Consider the following 15,528-nt stretch of genomic DNA (forward strand, 5'->3'; position numbering starts at 1 on the left):
CCGAGCAGAGTTCCCCATAGAGTTGCTTCTCGCACGCCGCTTTCCGTTCTTCAGTTTCTTTTCTTAGACAGTCAGAAACCTAGACGGAAAGCGGCGTGTTTTTCCTTAAGCCACGCCAAACGAACCCACGGATGCGTCAGGAGAGCCGAAAATCCGCGATTTTTCGACATCTATTGCGGGCTAGTTGAGAGGGGGTGACAAAAAACAACAGCGTCATCCGTGATGGATGCCGCTGTTGTGTATGTGGTCGGGGTGACAGTGTCCCCGGGCGGGAATTGAACCCACGACCAAGAGAAACCCAGAAACTTCATTCCATTGGCTGCCATTCAGCGCCGAAAACCGGCAAATTCCGGGTGAGTGTGGGCCAACAATGCCCTGTAGACATGCCAACTATTGGCGGGGGTATACGTTGAAAAACGTGAGTAAAACGTGACCTAGGCCTGCAACGCAGTGCCGAACGGTCTGTCTGGTGGCGGTTTGCAGGTTCATCGACACAATGGACGGCATGTCACCGGTTGTGAATAGACGGCCATCCGGCCTCAATAATTCGTGTTGTTCGGGGTGTGATTTGAGTCCCGCCGGACGTGTGGCCAAGATCAGCAGCAAAAATGATCATCGGTGACTCTTTGTCGGGGGAGTGGAGCGCTATCCACCATGACCCGGTCAACCCAAGTTGGGATCAAGTCTGTAGGCCAAATTGCGAACAGTAAGTTAGGAGGTCGCGGAATACCCGCGGGGATTGCCAAGAAGGGAACGGGTGACGACGATGACGGGAGCATTGGTGACAGGCCTTAGACCTGATGGCCATATGGCTCCTGGCCACGAGACCCCAGAAATCCTCAGCAGGGAACCTGCCACTATCTTCTATTTCTGTCCAGTGCTAGCTGAGCATGGGCCAGGCACGCCAAGGTCGCCACGACATCATGCCGGAGGCCGCCGCCTGGTCGGCTCCTGGCCACGCATAACTACTTTGCCGGCCCTGTTGGCGAGACACAGGCCGCGGCAAAGTTGGAGGAGCGGTACACACAGAGGATGGCCCGCTCATGCATGATGAGTGGGCCATCGGCGAACCGCCTAATTTGGGGCCTACCTCCAGCCCTGCCAGACCAATTCAAGCTGGCCTTCAACGCTGAAGCCGCCGATTAGGGCGCCCGTCCCCGACAACGTACCCCAGTAGGCTCCGCCGGTCGAGTAGAAGCTGATATTCACTTCAGATATTCCGGCTCCGCCCCCACTGGAAGTGAAATTGCAAAAGCCTTTTCTGACCTTGCCGATCGGGCTGTCCTCGTCGTGAAAATCCTTGGACAGGCAAATCTTGTTTGGGTCCACGACAAATGACCCCAAGGTCACACAGGTGCCGGTTGCCCATGCTTTCCAACTCGTCCCAGTGCCGCCGAACAAGAAGGACAAGGGCGCTTGGCCGAGAAAAGGAACCCCTCCGCCGATCGCCCACCCGTAGGCGGAACTTACACTGAAGTTTCCAGGGCCGGCGGTCCAGGTTTCCGCGGTTGCAGTTGCGGTTGGAACCAGGAGATGGCTGTTGGCCTGCGCCAACTCGCCGTCTGGAACAAGTGAGGCATACTGCTTGATCTGGTCGATCTGCGTGTGGACGGCCTGCTCACTTGCGGACTTAAGCTCAACTCCGTTCGCGATCGGCTTACTTTCGTTCGCAGCAAGTGCCGCAAAGTTCGAAACGTCCAAGCTCTGTTGCAAATGCCGCTCCACTACTTCCGTGTTTGCCATCACTCTCTCCTCTTTCGTTGGGTGACTTAACCTCTACATGTGTTACGTAACACCCTGTAATCAAAGTGTAGGAACGCCGAAGCCTTTTTGGCAATGGGCCTGGGCGGCATTTTTGGGTCGCTACAGCGCCGGAGTGAGCTGGCGATGGAACCGGCCGGCAGCAGGCCAGGCCACGTCCGCGACCCGCGGACCGATACAACGCCCAAAGGCGATGTTTCTCCCGGACTGGGTGATGGTGGTCAGGGTCGCCCCAGGCCCGTCAGAAGCGGCGGAAACGTGGACGGCATCGTTGTATTCGGCGAAGTTTTCGCACCTCAGGCTGAACCCCAGGGCCTGGGCGCCGGAGACCAGCAGGTGGGATTGAAGAGCGGCTCGGGCGAACAGCATTCCGGAGAGGTGGTCGCTGACATGGTCGAAAATGAAGGGGTCCCTGAAATTCCAGACCAGCCGGGCATCCAGCACCCCCGGCATCCGGTCAATATTTGCCAGCACCACCCCCAGGGAGCCGGTGTCTTCTCCGGTCACGGCCGGCGCATTGCGCCGGATAGCCCGGAAGGCCTGGGGTGGCAGGACAGACAAGTCCCCGTGGCCACTTCCCAGGATCACGTTTCCGGAGACGTAGTCGGCTTCCAGCTGCAGGTCGCTCACCTGGCCCTTGCGCATCCTCGCGTCGCACAGGCGCATGTTGACCCGCCCGGCGAACTGCCCCGGGGATTCCGGCAGCTTGTCCGCGTGCCAGCTGAAGGTGAGCTCGTTCATCAAGAATGCCCAACCCAGGGGAACGCCGCCGCCCAGGTGAGCGAACGCGATGGCGCATTGGCGCATCATCTCCACGCCGAGAAGCGTTGCGTTGATGGGCAGGTGGCCCGCCAAGGGGTGATCGGGGGAGAGTACAACGTCGAACCCCAAGGAACCGTCCTCGAGATCTTTCGCGGCAACCGGCAGGACCTGGCATGCCGATTTCTTATGGACGAGTGCGCTGTCAACTGGGTGCCACATGGAAACCATTTCTCCTTAGGGAAATTGGTAGCCCAGCGCCATCAACGTGCTGGCCACCGTTTGGGAAATGAGCGCCTCGTCCAATCCCTGCAGGCCCGGCATCAGGACTCGCAGCAACAGCGGGCCGGTGAGAAGGTCCAGGACCCACTCCAGATCTGGATTTGGTGGGATCTCCCCCCGGGCTGCGGCCCGGCTGATGATCATGCCCGCCCCGTACCGGCGAGGGGCCAGAAACTCCTCCACAAACACCTTCCGCAGCTCAGCATCGGTGTGAAGGGAGTCCAGGAATCCGGCCAGGCAGCCAACGACCAGCGGGTTCGAGAACAGCTCTACCTGGTCGCGCTGGACCCATTCAAGGTCCTCCGGCAGGTTGCCGGAATCGACGCCGTGGTCAAGATCAATGGCGAAGCGGTCCAGGAGCAAGGCAAGGACAAGATGGGGGATGCCGTCAAAGCGCCGATAAAAAGCAGGGCGGGTTGTGCCGGCCCGGGAAGCGACCGCCTCCACGGTAAGCGCGCTGAAGCCGCGCTCAAGAATGAGGCCCTCAGCTGCCCGTCGCAGGGCGGCATCCAACTCGGCGTTTCGTGGACGTCCAATTGGTGGGATCATAGTGATACACAGTGTAACGGTAAGCGGGCCAGATGGCGGCGTACAACAAAGGAAGGGCATCTCCATCCTTTTGGTCTATGGTTGCGGGGCCATGGGGACGCGGATCGCGTCCCTCGCCAGCGAGTCCGGGTTTGAGGCGGTCTTGGCAGGGCGCCCGTCACCAAAGCTCACGACCGCGGCACAGCGCCTCCACGTCAAGTGGCGCGGGTCGACCCTGACGGACCCGAGGGAGCTTGACTCCATCCTCAATGACGTCCAGATCGTCATCAATACGGCCGGCCCCTTCGTCCGAACGGCAGCCGAGCTCATGCGTGCCTGCCTCCGAAACGAATGCCATTACCTGGACCTGTCAAACGAACCCGCCACCTTCCAGGACGCGTGGTCCCTGGACGGCGACGCGCGGGAGGCCGGGGTGGTGATTGTCCCGGGAGCCGGTTTCGGGACGGCGGTCACACAGGCCCTGGCCGCCCGCGTGCTTGAAGGAGTCAACGAGGCGGACACCTTGACGATCGTGCGCACCTCCGCACCCGGGGCAAAGAGCCTGGGGACGGCCCGGACCACACGGGAAATCCTGGCCCAACCCGGCGCGGGCGTCACGGACGGCCAATGGCAGGTGCAGGGCAACAGGACCGTCTGTTTCGACCTGCCGGCCGGCAGGCGCACCGGTGTCCCAGTGGGACTGGGCGACGCTTTCGCGGTCGCCCGGGCCACGGGCATTCCGCAGGTAAGGACCTATGCCACGATCACAATGAACCCGCTATTGGCCCGCCTTGCACTTCCCCTGGCCCGCCGATTCATCCGCGCGGGCAGGCTCGGCGGGTGGCCGGAGCCCCGCGCCCGAAGCAAGGCCGGCCCGCCCGGCCCAGACGGAATACAGGTATGGATTCAGGCCGCCAACCCGCAGGGCGAGACGGCAGCCGGCTGCATCCACGGCGACAGCGGGAATGAATTGGCCGCACGGATAGCCGTGCTCGCAGCACTGCAGCTCATGCGCCCCACAACACTGGGTGTCATCACCGCCGGTGAACTTGTTGGATCCGAGGCAGTGCTTGATCTGCCCGGGCTCCGGGTCACCGACCTCTAATACGAATCCGCGAGTCCGGCGATCGGAGGTCCAATATTTGTGAGCCGCTGGCCAAAGCACGCCTGGCCCGGAGATTCCGCGGAATCCCGCGGAATTCCCGCCTGGATGCTGGTGCCGAATCCATCGCCGACCGGCTGGGCCGTGAGGGGGCAACGGTTTCAGCGGTTTCCACGATCTGGCGGATCCTGCGCAACGCAGCCCTCGTGATGCCACAACCGCAGAAACGGCCACGCTCGTCATGGCACCGCTTCGAAGCAGCCCAACCCAACCAGACCTGGCAGTCGGACTTCACCCACTGGACCCTGCACGGAGGCATCGATGTTGAGATCATTTCCTGGCTAGATGACTGCTCCCGCTAGCTGCTCCACATCAGTACTCACCCGCGTGTTTCCGGGATAACAGTGACCGCCACGTTCACCACCACGGCGCAGGAGTAGGGGTACCCGGCCTCAACCCTGACAGATAACGGCCATGGTCTACACGACCCGTTTCGCCCACGGGAAAGGCGGTCCGAACGCCTTCGAATACCTGCTCAAAAAATTAGGAATCACCCAAAAGAATGGCTCGCCGTACCACCCGCAAACCCAAGGGAAAATAGAGCGATTCCACCCAACCCTGAAGAAATGGCCCGCACTCCAACCCTCAGCGGATACCTGCCACAAGCTGGATCAACAGTTGGCACGCTTCCAACACCTCTATAACCAAGAACGACCCCACCGGGCCCTGGACCGCAAGACGCCGGCAGAGGTTTACACCCCATTACCCAAAGCTGCACCGGCGGTATCACATGAACTTCACTGGCGGGTTCGCCACGACAAAATTGACGGTGTTGGCACGGTCAGCCAGCTATGAAGGGGCCATGCGCCACCTAGCCGTCGGCAGAATCCACAAAGGAGAATCCACAAAGGCGAACACGTCATCATCCTCATCGCCGGACCCGAAATCATGATCGCCGACACCCTCACCGGCGAACTCCTGGCCGAACACACCATCGACCCCAGCAAAAGCTACCAACCCAAAAAATAACAAAAGCCCCCTCCCGAAGGAGAGAGCTTCTGTTAAGTATGTCTCGACACATCACACTGGTCGGGGTGACAGGATTTGAACCTGCGGCCTCGTCGTCCCGAACGACGCGCGCTACCAAGCTGCGCCACACCCCGATCCATTGACTTCCCGCGACCTGTGACGATCCGGAAAAGCAACCCCTCAAGAATAGCGGACGCATGCCGGTTCCGCGAAATCGCCCGGCGCAGCCCCGGCGGCGCGGGCACGGAGCCCGGGGCGGCTAAACCAGCGACTCCCGCCAGGCCCCGTGCAACGCCGCAAAACGGCCGCCGCCGGCGATCAGCTCGGCGGGTGCGCCGTCCTCCAGGATCCGGCCCTCGTGCACCACCAGCACGCGGTCGGCAATGGCCACCGTGGAGAGCCGGTGCGCGATGATCAGCGCCGTCCGGCCCGGCCCGGAGCCGTCCGCCCCGAGCAGCCTGTGCAGCCCGTTTTGCACCTGCCGCTCCGAAGGGATGTCCAGCGAGGACGTGGCCTCGTCCAGGATCAGCACGGCCGGGTTCGCCAGGAATGCGCGCGCAAAGGAAATCAGCTGGCGCTGCCCGGCGGACACCCGGCCGCCGCGCTTATTCACATCGGTGTCGTAGCCCTCCGGCAGCGCGCGGATGAATTCGTCCGCGCCCACCTCACGGGCGGCCGCCTCGATCTGTGCCCGGCTGGCCTGCGGGTCGCCCAGCGCAATGTTCTCCGCGACGGTGCCGCTGAACAGGAACGCCTCCTGCGTCAACATCACGATCGCCCGGCGCAAGTCGGCGGTGGACAGCTCCCGCAACTCCACGCCGTCGAGCGTCAACGACCCGGCGGTGACGTCGTAGAAACGGGCGATCAGCTTGGCCAGCGTCGACTTGCCCGCCCCGGTTTGGCCGACGACGGCGACCGTCTGCCCCGCCGGTATGTGCAGGTCCAGGCGGGGCAGGATGAGCGGGCCGCCGCCGTAGCCGAACTCGACGCCAACGAACGCGACGTCGCCGCGGGCGCGGGCCAGCGGGACGGGGTTGCGCGGTGGGCGGACCGTGGGCACCTCCTCGAGCAGGCCGGACACCTTTTCCAGCGCCGCCTGCGCCGATTGGAACGAATTGTAGAACATGGCCATCTGGCTGACGGGCTGGAAGAACCGGTTCGTGGCCAGCAGCAGGGCCAACAGGGCGCCCACCGCCAGGGCGCCGTCCAGGACCCGGAAGCCGCCCACCAGCAGGACCACGGCGACGGCCGCGTTGCCGATGAACACCAGGCCGGGCTGGAAGATGCCGTTGAGGTTGATGGAGCGCACCGTCACCCGCCGGTAGTCCTCGGCCAATTGCTCGTACCGGCAGGCATTGTCCTGTTCGCGGCGGAAGGCCTTCACGGCGCGGATCCCGGCCATGGTTTCGATGAAGTGCACAATCAGCTTCGCCGAGGCCACGCGCGATGCCCGATAGGCGACCTGCGAGCGCCGCTGGTACCAGCGGGAGAGGAAATACATGGGAACGGCGGCGGCCAGGACCAGCAGGCCGCTGATCCAATCCAGCGCGAAGATGCTGGCCGCCGTCAGGACCATGAACACCAGCCCCGAGGCGAGCGAGGATATGCCGGAGTCCAGCAGCTCCCGCAACGCCTCCAGATCCGAGGTCTGCCGGGAGATGATGCGCCCGGACGTGTAGTTTTCATGGAATTCCAGGCTCAGCCGCTGGGTGTGGCGGAACACCTGAATGCGCAGGTCCAGCAGCATGGCCTGGCTCAGCCGCGCCGTGGCCGTGAGGTAGGCGGCGGTCAGTGCGGAACTGGCCAGCGCCGCCACGAGGTAGCCGCCGCCGGTGACGAGCAGCGGCAGCGGATTGCCGCCGGCCCGCATGGCCGGCAGCGCCGTGTCGATGCCGTAGGCAATGAGCAGCGGGCCGGCCACCTTCGCCGCCTGCGAGAGCACCACCAGGACCACGGTGACAATGAACCGGGCGCGGACCGGGCGCAGGAGGGCGCCCAGCAGCTTCACCGATCGGCGCCGCACGGCCCGGCTGTCCGCGCGGCTGAGCTCGACGCGGTCCTCGCCGGCGGTGCCTTTCGGACTGCCCTTCGGACTGCCTGTCGGAATGCCGTTCGACGCCGGACCTTCCGGCTGCTGGGCGGGTGCGCTCACGCCGGTGCTCCCTTCGCGGACGTGCCGCTCGGCGCCCGCGGCGCCGGCGGGGTTCCGCGGAAACCCGTGGGCGCGGATTCCGCGGAGGAGTTGTCGCCGGGGGCGTCGTCGAGGCCTTCGTCGAGGCCGCTGTCCAGGTCCCGGGGCTCCTCGGTGAGGCTGGCCAGGACGTAGCGGTAGTGGTCGTTGCCGGCCAGGAGCTCGCCATGGGTTCCGACGGCGGCGATGCGCCCGTCGCGCAGCAGGGCCACGCGGTCCGCCATGGCCACGGTGGACGGGCGGTGGGCGACGATCAACGTCGTCGTGCCCGCCAAGACCGTGCGCAACCGGGCCGCCACGCGTTCCTCGGTGTTCACGTCCAGGGCGGAGAGGGGGTCGTCCAGGACGAGCACGGCCGGCTGGGCGGCGATGGCCCGGGCCAGGGCGATGCGTTGGCGCTGCCCGCCGGAGAGGCTCAGGCCCTCCTCGCCGATCAACGTGTCCACGCCGTTCGGCAGGCTGTACGCGAACCCGGCCTGCGCCACCTCCAAGGCCTGGGCCAGGACGTCCGCGGGCGCCATGCCGGGGTGGTCCGCGGCGCCCAGCAGGACGTTCTCGCGGACGGAGTTGGAGAACAAGGTGGTGTCCTCGAAGGCGACGGCCACGTGCGTTCGCAGCTCGGCCAGGGACAGTCGGCGCAGGTCCACGCCGTCGAGGGTTATGGCGCCGGCACTCACGTCAAAGAGCCGCGGCACCAGCTGCAGCAGCGTGCTCTTCCCACAGCCGGTCACGCCCACCAGGGCCATGGTCTCCCCGGCGCGCAGCGTGAGGTCGATCCCGTCCAGCAGGTCCGCGGCGCCCGGGGCGGCATCCGGGTAGTGGAAGTGCACCCCGCTAAATTCCAGCTCCCCGCGCACCGGGTCGCCGGCGGCGCCCAGCCGGACGGGCTCGGCGGGGTCGGTGATGGTGTTCACGGCGTCCATGACCTCAAAGTGCCGCTCGATGGCCGTCTTGGCCGCCAGCGTCATGGCCAGCAGCGGGCCCATGGATTCCACCGGCCCGGCCACCACGGCGGCCGTGGCAAAAAACGCCACGAGGGCGCCGACGTCGAGCCGTCCGCCGGCCACGAGCGCAACCCCCACCACCAGCCCGGTGCCCAGCGCCACCTCCGGCAGCAGCGTCACCACCAGGGAGAACACGGCCAGCGACTTCGCCTTGTGGATTTCGGTGGCCTGGAGCTCCTGCGCCTGCCCGGCAAAGGACTCCAGTGCCTCCTGGCCGCGCCCAAAGGCCTTGAGCACGCGGATGCCGTGCACGGATTCCTCCACGGCGGTGGCCAGATCCCCGGCCTGGTCCTGGCTCTTGCGGCTGACCCGGCCGTAGGAGCGCCGGAACCGGAACCCGAAAATCACGATGGGCACGGCGGCGGCGAGGAAAATCAGGCCCAGCTGCCAGCTCATGGCGAACATCAGGCACACGCCGATGACCACCGTCAGGGCCGTCACGACCAGCATGATGGCGCCAAAGGCCATCCAGCGGCGCATGAAGTTCAGGTCGCTCATGGCGCGGCTGAGCAGCTGCCCCGAGCCCCAGTGGTCGTGAAATTCGACGGCGAGCGACTGCAGGTGCCGGTAAAAGGAGGTCCGCATCCGGGTTTCCACGGTGGTGGCCGGGACAATCACAAACTGGCGGCGCAGCGCGATGAGCCCGGCCTCCAGGACCCCCAGGGCCAGCACCACCCCGGCCCCCGCCACGATGCCCGCCCGGCCGTTGCCGGGCAGCAGGGCGGTGTTGACCAGCACGCGGTACACCTGCGGGATGAGCAGGGCCACGATGCTCGCGGCCAGCGCGGACAGCAGGCCCCCGAGCAGCGGCCACAGGACGGGTTTCAGCTGCGGAGCCAGCCTGCCCAGTGAGGTGAAGAGTGTGGTGGTGTCTTTGTCCGTCATGCCGATTCTTTGACTGCCCAACGCGTCGATGGTCCGTAGGGACTCCAGACTACGTCAGCCGTCCGACGTCCTCGCCCGGCGTCGGGCGAGGCAGTACAACTAGGCCGCGGCTTTGGCCATCAACGTCAGCAGCACGGCTTCGGGCCGGCAGGCGAAGCGGAACGGGGCCGTGCGGGAGGTGCCGATGCCGCCCGAGACGTTGACCGGCGTCGTGCTGCCGTTGACTTCCCAGTCGTTCAGGCCCTTGGCCCGCCATGTGGGGAGGTCGCAGTTGCTCACTAGAGCGCCGTAGCCGGGCAGGCACACCTGGCCGCCGTGCGTGTGGCCGGCCAGGATGAGGTCGGCGCGCTCGGCGGTGAAGTGGTCCAGGACGCGCTGGTAGGGGGCGTGCGTCAGGGCGATCCTCACGTGCGGGGCGCTGTCCTGGGAGGAGGAACCGCGCGGCCAGCCGGCATAGCGCTCGCGGTTGAGATGGGGATCGTCCACGCCGCTGAAGTCGAAGCGGATGCCCCTGAGCGGGATGGACTGCGCCCGGTTGGTCATGTTGACCCAGCCCCGCACGCCAAAGCCGGCGTGCAGGGCCGCGGTGTCCAAAACCGCAGGCCGGCGCCCGCCCGTCCCGGACGGCAGCCGGGACGGGCCGGCGAAGTAGCCAAGCGGGTTCTTTAGGCGCGGCGCATAGTAGTCGTTGGAACCGGGCACAAACACGCCGGGAAAGTCCAGCAGCGGCCCCAGGGCCGCCAGCAGCGGCGGGATCGCGTCCGCGTGGCTGAGGTTGTCGCCGGTGTTCACCACCAGGTCCGGCTTCAGCTCCGCCAACTCCCGCAGCCACCGGGTCTTCCGCTGCTGGCCGGGGGAGAGGTGGATGTCGGCCAGATGCAGCAGCGTGAACGGCGCCGCGCCGGCGGGGAGGATCGCCAGGGCCTCCCTCCGGACGGTGAACCAATTGCGCTCAATGAAGGTTCCATAGGCCAGGGCGCCGGCGCCGGCGGCAGCGGCAACGCCGGCGGCCCGGCCCAGCGCGTTAAGACGCGGGCTGACGGTGCGATGAACAGTCATGGCGGCCGCGGTCTAGTCCTTCTTGTCTTTGTTCTTCGGGGCGTCCTTGGTGCCCGCATCCTTGCCGGTGTCCTTGCTGGGCGGCGGGGTGACGACGATCGGGTTCAGCATGCTGGCGGGCGGGGCATCGAATCCGCTCGTATCGAAGCCGCCGGCCACCTGGTTCATGTAGGACTGCCAGGCATGGCCCGCGTACGTGGCGCCGTCAACGTAGGGGATGCGCTGGTTGGCGATCAACAGGCCGTTGTTGGAGCGGTTCTTATTGTCCGGGCTGCCAACCCACGACGACGTGACCAGGCCCTTGGTGAAGCCGGTGGTCCACGTTTGCTGGGAATCGTTGGTGGTACCGGTCTTGGCACCCGCCGGGTAGATCAGGCCGATCTGGTAGCCGGAACCGCGCACCAGGACTTCCTGCAGCACCGATACCACGCCGGCCGCAACCTCGGGCCGGATGGTTTGCTTGCAATTGGCACCAGGGACCGGGAATTTGTTGCCCTTGGCATTGGTGACGGACACGAGGGCGATGGGGTCACAGTGGACGCCGCCGCTGGCAAAGGTGGCAAACGCCGTCGCCATGGTCAGCGGGGCCACTTCGCCGCTGCCCAACAGGCTGCTGACATTGGCCAGGTCGTAGGGCTTGTTGGGGTCCGCGCCCAGGTGGATTCCCGCCGCCGTCATCATCTTTTGGATGTTGCACAAATCCAGCTGCGCGGCCGTGGCAAACGTGGCCGTGTTCAGCGAGTTGTACAGGCCTTCCCGGGCGGTCAGGCGCTGGTAGAAGTTGTTCTCGGCGTTCTGCAGATCACTGGACCCGGGGTAATTGTTGTCATAAATACCGGAGGACACCCCGCAGCTGTTCCGCCACGGGAACCCGAGCGGGTACTTGCGCACCGAGGCGTCAACAATTTCGTTGATCTTGTGCCCCGAGTTCAGCCACTCCGCAAACGTGAACGGCTTGATGGTCGAGCCGACGTCGAAGCCGCCGGAACCGCCCAGGGACTGGCCCTTGGTGTCGAACTTGTCCACGTTGAAGTTGTATTCGGTGCTCCACTGGCCCTTGGGGGCGTTCAGCTTGGTGTTTTGCGCCATGGCCAAGATCTTCCCGGTCTTGGGCTGGACCGTCACCAGCGACTGACCCACCTTGTCCGGGTTGTTGGTGAGGGGCGCGTAGGCGTTGAATGCGGCCTGGGCGGTATCCTGCAGCTTCGGTTCAAGGGTGGTTTTGATGGTCAGCCCACCCTGGTACAGCAGCTTTTCGCGATCGGCCTTCGTCTTGCCGTAGGCAGGGTCATTGACAATGAGGTTGGTGACGTACTCGCAGAAGTATTCGCCGCGGACGGCGGTGGTGCAGCCGTTCTTATTGGGGCTGATCTTCAGGGCGACCTTGGACTTGACCGCGGCGTCGTACTGCTTTTGGTCGATCATCTTTTGGGCCAGCATGCGGTCCAGCACCATGTTGCGGCGGGAGAGCGCATTGTCCGGGTGGGCCACCGGGTCATAGTAGGACGGGCTGTTCACCACGCCGGCCAACAGCGCGGCCTGCGGCAGGGCCAGATCCTTGGCGTGGACGCCAAAGTAAAAGTTGGCCGCCGATTCGATGCCGTAGTTGTTGTTGGAGAAGTACACCCAGTTCAGATAGCCCTGCAGGATCTCGTCCTTGGAGTATTTCTTCTCCATGGCGATGGCCAGCTTGATTTCGCGGACCTTGTCGCCGATCGTCTTGTCGGAACCGAGCTTGATCTTTTTGTCTTCGCCGTTGGCGGCGTACGTCTGGATGATGACGTTGTTCACATACTGCTGGGTGATGGTGGAGGCGCCCTGGCGGTCACCGCCGCCCAACATGGAGGTGACGGCGCGCACCAGGCCCTTGGTGTCGATGCCGCCGTGCTCGTAGTAGCGGGCGTCCTCAACGGCGATCACGGCGTTCTTCATGAACGGGGAGATGGCGGCGAGTTTTACCTCGGTGCGGTTCTGGTTGTAGAACGTGGCCAGCACGGAGCCGTCCGCGGCCAGGATCTTGGAGGATTGCGCCGGCGTGCCGACGCTCATTTCCGCCGGCAGGTCGTCAAAGAAGTTGATGGAGGATGTGGCGGTGGTGCCCGTCAGGGCCACCGCGGGGACCATCAGTCCCGCCACCAGGACACCGCAAATCGAGCTCACACCGAGGAAGAGCATTAACTTTCCAAGGGTCGTGGCGGTATCGAACAGAGGGTTCTTCTTTGCTGCCATTTTCCCAGTTTACCGGCAGGGGCTACGCTTTGAAGCATGACCAAATGGGAGTACGCCACGATTCCGCTGATTATCCATGCGACAAAGCAGATTTTGGATCAGTGGGGTGAAGACGGCTGGGAGCTAGTTCAAGTTGTCACCGGACCGGACGGAAACGGCCTCGTGGCGTACCTGAAGCGAGAGAAGGCATAGCCGTGGAAACCGTACAGAATCAAGGGACGGCCCGCATTGAAGCCCGTCTGGCCGAGCTCGGCCTGGCCCTGCCGGCGGTGGCCGCGCCCGTCGCGGCCTACGTCCCGGCCGTCATTACGGGCAACTACATCCACACCTCGGGCCAGCTGCCCTTCCGCGACGGTAAGCTCCCGGCCACCGGGAAGGTCGGCGCCGAAATTTCCGCTGAGGACGCAAAAACCCTGGCCGCCACGTGTGCCCTGAACGCCATCGCCGCGCTCAAGAGCGTCATCGGCGATCTGGACCGGGTGACCCAGATCGTGAAGGTTGTCGGGTTCGTGGCCTCGGACCCCTCCTTCACCGGCCAGCCGGGGGTCATCAACGGTGCCTCCGAGCTGTTGGTGGAAGTATTCGGCAAGGCGGGCGTCCACGCACGCTCCGCCGTCGGGGTTGCCGTCCTGCCCTTGGATTCACCCGTCGAGGTTGAGCTGATTGCCGAGTTCCAGTAACACCCCCGCGGGCATACGGCCCGCAGGCAAGCGGAGTTTTCCGCTGAACGCCGATCAACGCGACGCCGCACAGGCCTGGGTTGATTTTGGCGAACGCACGCCCAGCAAACCCCGCCTTGCCTCCTCGGTGGTGCTGTTGAAAGACAGCCCCACCGGGGTGCAGACGTATTTGACCTACCGGCCGGGCGGGTCGCCGCTGGGACTTGTGGCCTTCCCGGGCGGCACCGTGGAGCCCGCGGACGACGACGTCACCGACTGGGTGGGCCCGTCGCCCGTGCAATGGGCCAAGAGCCTGGGGACCGCGAAGGTGGAGGTGGCCAAGCGCCATGTGGTGGCCGCCATCCGCGAAACATTTGAGGAAACCGGCGTTTTACTGGCCGGCGACGACGCCTCCTCCCTGGTTGAAGACGTGTCCGGGCCAGAGTGGATGAAGGCGCGCGAATCCATCGCGGCCCAGGAGTCCACCTTTGCCGAGCTGCTCGATCGCCGCGGCCTGGCCATGCGCACCGATCTGCTCAAGCCGTTGAGCCACTGGCTGAGCCCCGACTTTGCGCACCGCCGCTTCGACACCCGCTACTTCGCCGCAGCGCGCCCGGTCAACCAGGAACCGGAACTGCTGGCAAGCAAGGGTGTCTGGGGCCGGTGGGTGTCCGCGGCCGACATCCTGGCCGCCCGGTCCACGTCGGCGCTCGGTGACGAGATCGGCCTGGAGAGCACAGTGGGGCTGACCCTGGGGGAGCTGCTGGTTCCCGGGGTGGAGATCATCCTGGAAAAGCTGGCCACCGCGCGCGGTTGCATCGCGTACTTGAACCACAAGCGCCCCATCAACGAATACCAGCCCACGCTGGTCGCCGACCATGACGGCAATTTCGCCCTGGAGGTGGAGGCCTCGCCCGCCTCCGAGGGCGCGGCCTGCCGCGAGCGTTGAGGTGGCAGTACCCGTGGGTGCGTCCTCGTTGAGGTGGCAGTACGCGTGAGTGCGTCCTCGTTGAGGTGACAGTACCCGTGGGTGCGTCCTCGTTGAGGTGGCAGTACGCGTGGGTTCACGCCGGCTACGACGGCCGCCAACCGCGCTTGCGCAACTCCCTGGCAAATTTGTCGACCACCCAATTGTCGCCACGGAGCATGTCAGCGTTGTAGATCCTGACCTGCAACCATCCGCGCTCCCGGGTGCGTCGGTCCCTCCGGGCATCCGAACGTTGTTTCTCCGCTGTTTCGTGGATGGCCCCCTCATATTCACCGCACACCTTGTACTCTTCGCAGGCAAGATCCGGGTAGACCTCGACTTCGTGGGACTGACCCCTCATGACGTAGTTCGTTGTGAACTCCGGGAGCCCGGATCGACCGAGCATGAGACGCAGTTTGGTTTCCGGCGGCGAATCAACTCCGATGCGCATGAGCTCCATGGCTTGGCGGGCATTGACGAGGCCGCGTAGCCGGTGTTTCGTGTCGACGTAGCTTCGCAGCTCACTGGCCGTGACGATGGCCGTCTTTGGTTCCTCAAAGAATCGGTCATGCTCGCAGACGAGGAAATCGGCTGCCGCGACCAGGTCGTCCAGGGTTAGCAGCGCGGCCAAGTCCAGCAATGTCCGGGTCGGCGTCGTCACGGGAACACCGTCCAAGAGCATGGTTTCATACGGTGTCAGGACATTGAGGTGTCCTTTTACACCGCGACGCCGCGCAATGGAACCGTTCGCCGGCCGCGCTAAGTGGATGGACTCCTCATGAGCAAACCATGGCGGCAACGGTATCCCGTGCAATTGGGCGGCAGTGACGTGGGATACGTAGCTTTCGATTCCCAACGCGGTATACGGACGAACCTGATCCAGAAGCACCTGTTTGACGCCCTGCGGGATGCGGATCTACCTCCCGGGTGACGACAGGTCCATGGCCCGCAGCCTCCCCGCGGACAGGCCAAGCGCCCTGCCCTCAATCCAAGTGAAGGATCGACGCAATAATTCTTCTGGAAGGTCTGCCCGTTTAGACATAGAAAAAGTCTGGAACGGATTCAAGGTTCTT

General features: G+C 64.7%; 13 protein-coding genes and 1 tRNA gene. 5 read left to right on the forward strand and 9 right to left on the reverse strand.

The window, feature by feature from the left end:
* Window positions 1–1,086: 1,086 nt before the first annotated feature.
* From AB4Y80_RS02370 to AB4Y80_RS02380, 3 genes are all read right to left on the reverse strand, one after another.
* Window positions 1,087–1,743 (reverse strand): hypothetical protein, encoded by a 657-nt coding sequence (locus AB4Y80_RS02370; protein ID WP_442211710.1) that lies wholly within the window; start codon window positions 1,741–1,743, stop codon window positions 1,087–1,089.
* 120 nt (window positions 1,744–1,863) lie between these two features.
* Complete coding sequence (locus AB4Y80_RS02375) at window positions 1,864–2,742, reverse strand: AfsA-related hotdog domain-containing protein (RefSeq protein WP_442211711.1); 879 nt, start codon at window positions 2,740–2,742, stop codon at window positions 1,864–1,866.
* A gap of 15 nt (window positions 2,743–2,757) precedes the next feature.
* Window positions 2,758–3,351, reverse strand: a complete 594-nt coding sequence (locus tag AB4Y80_RS02380; protein WP_442211712.1) for a TetR/AcrR family transcriptional regulator — start codon at window positions 3,349–3,351, stop codon at window positions 2,758–2,760.
* On the opposite strand from AB4Y80_RS02380, the gene AB4Y80_RS02385 reads away from it, so the two are divergent.
* Both AB4Y80_RS02385 and AB4Y80_RS02390 read left to right on the forward strand, forming a co-directional pair.
* Complete coding sequence (locus AB4Y80_RS02385) at window positions 3,278–4,435, forward strand: saccharopine dehydrogenase NADP-binding domain-containing protein (RefSeq protein ID WP_442211713.1); 1,158 nt, start codon at window positions 3,278–3,280, stop codon at window positions 4,433–4,435. The genes AB4Y80_RS02380 and AB4Y80_RS02385 overlap by 74 nt on opposite strands.
* 471 nt (window positions 4,436–4,906) lie before the next feature.
* Complete coding sequence (locus AB4Y80_RS02390; protein WP_442211715.1) at window positions 4,907–5,287, forward strand: integrase core domain-containing protein; 381 nt, start codon at window positions 4,907–4,909, stop codon at window positions 5,285–5,287.
* Window positions 5,288–5,518: 231 nt separating this feature from the next.
* On the opposite strand, the gene AB4Y80_RS02395 is transcribed toward AB4Y80_RS02390, so the two are convergent.
* The 5 genes from AB4Y80_RS02395 to AB4Y80_RS02415 form a co-directional block, all read right to left on the reverse strand.
* A tRNA-Pro gene (locus AB4Y80_RS02395) sits at window positions 5,519–5,595 on the reverse strand.
* A 125-nt stretch (window positions 5,596–5,720) separates the two neighbouring features.
* Window positions 5,721–7,568 carry an ABC transporter ATP-binding protein gene (locus tag AB4Y80_RS02400; RefSeq protein WP_442211865.1) on the reverse strand — a complete coding sequence of 616 codons (1,848 nt, stop codon included), beginning with the start codon at window positions 7,566–7,568 and terminating at the stop codon, window positions 5,721–5,723.
* A 41-nt stretch (window positions 7,569–7,609) separates the two neighbouring features.
* Complete coding sequence (locus tag AB4Y80_RS02405; protein WP_442211716.1) at window positions 7,610–9,541, reverse strand: ABC transporter ATP-binding protein; 1,932 nt, start codon at window positions 9,539–9,541, stop codon at window positions 7,610–7,612.
* Window positions 9,542–9,640: 99 nt separating this feature from the next.
* On the reverse strand, window positions 9,641–10,600 hold the full coding sequence (locus tag AB4Y80_RS02410) for a metallophosphoesterase (RefSeq protein ID WP_442211717.1): 960 nt from the start codon (window positions 10,598–10,600) through the stop codon (window positions 9,641–9,643).
* 12 nt (window positions 10,601–10,612) lie between these two features.
* Window positions 10,613–12,829, reverse strand: a complete 2,217-nt coding sequence (locus AB4Y80_RS02415) for a transglycosylase domain-containing protein (protein ID WP_442211718.1) — start codon at window positions 12,827–12,829, stop codon at window positions 10,613–10,615.
* 36 nt (window positions 12,830–12,865) lie between these two features.
* Here AB4Y80_RS02415 and AB4Y80_RS02420 point away from each other — a divergent pair, with 36 nt between their 5' ends.
* From AB4Y80_RS02420 to AB4Y80_RS02430, 3 genes are read left to right on the forward strand one after another with little or no spacing between them, the layout of a single operon-like run.
* Window positions 12,866–13,021, forward strand: coding sequence for a DUF4177 domain-containing protein (locus tag AB4Y80_RS02420; RefSeq protein ID WP_107503899.1), 156 nt, complete (start codon window positions 12,866–12,868; stop codon window positions 13,019–13,021).
* Between the two features lie 2 nt (window positions 13,022–13,023).
* Entirely contained in the window at window positions 13,024–13,509 is a 486-nt protein-coding gene (locus AB4Y80_RS02425) for a RidA family protein (RefSeq protein WP_442211719.1), read from the forward strand.
* A gap of 13 nt (window positions 13,510–13,522) precedes the next feature.
* On the forward strand, window positions 13,523–14,437 hold the full coding sequence (locus tag AB4Y80_RS02430) for an NUDIX hydrolase (protein ID WP_442211866.1): 915 nt from the start codon (window positions 13,523–13,525) through the stop codon (window positions 14,435–14,437).
* A gap of 124 nt (window positions 14,438–14,561) precedes the next feature.
* Here AB4Y80_RS02430 and AB4Y80_RS02435 read toward each other — a convergent pair whose 3' ends face one another.
* Window positions 14,562–15,344 (reverse strand): DUF559 domain-containing protein, encoded by a 783-nt coding sequence (locus AB4Y80_RS02435; protein WP_442211720.1) that lies wholly within the window; start codon window positions 15,342–15,344, stop codon window positions 14,562–14,564.
* Window positions 15,345–15,528 lie beyond the last annotated feature (184 nt).

The sequence above is a fragment of the Specibacter sp. RAF43 genome (genome assembly GCF_052114065.1).
Taxonomy (GTDB): domain Bacteria; phylum Actinomycetota; class Actinomycetes; order Actinomycetales; family Micrococcaceae; genus Specibacter.

What these genes read in the sequence shown, in the direction of transcription:
- AB4Y80_RS02385 (WP_442211713.1), top strand. Translation starts at nt 3,278, where the DNA reads ATGAGGCCCTCAGCTGCCCGTCGCAGGGCGGCATCCAACTCGGCGTTT.
- AB4Y80_RS02415 (WP_442211718.1), bottom strand. Translation starts at nt 12,829, where the DNA reads ATGGCAGCAAAGAAGAACCCTCTGTTCGATACCGCCACGACCCTTGGA.
- AB4Y80_RS02390 (WP_442211715.1), top strand. Translation starts at nt 4,907, where the DNA reads ATGGTCTACACGACCCGTTTCGCCCACGGGAAAGGCGGTCCGAACGCC.
- AB4Y80_RS02375 (WP_442211711.1), bottom strand. Translation starts at nt 2,742, where the DNA reads ATGTGGCACCCAGTTGACAGCGCACTCGTCCATAAGAAATCGGCATGC.
- AB4Y80_RS02420 (WP_107503899.1), top strand. Translation starts at nt 12,866, where the DNA reads ATGACCAAATGGGAGTACGCCACGATTCCGCTGATTATCCATGCGACA.
- AB4Y80_RS02380 (WP_442211712.1), bottom strand. Translation starts at nt 3,351, where the DNA reads ATGATCCCACCAATTGGACGTCCACGAAACGCCGAGTTGGATGCCGCC.
- AB4Y80_RS02405 (WP_442211716.1), bottom strand. Translation starts at nt 9,541, where the DNA reads ATGACGGACAAAGACACCACCACACTCTTCACCTCACTGGGCAGGCTG.
- AB4Y80_RS02370 (WP_442211710.1), bottom strand. Translation starts at nt 1,743, where the DNA reads ATGGCAAACACGGAAGTAGTGGAGCGGCATTTGCAACAGAGCTTGGAC.
- AB4Y80_RS02410 (WP_442211717.1), bottom strand. Translation starts at nt 10,600, where the DNA reads ATGACTGTTCATCGCACCGTCAGCCCGCGTCTTAACGCGCTGGGCCGG.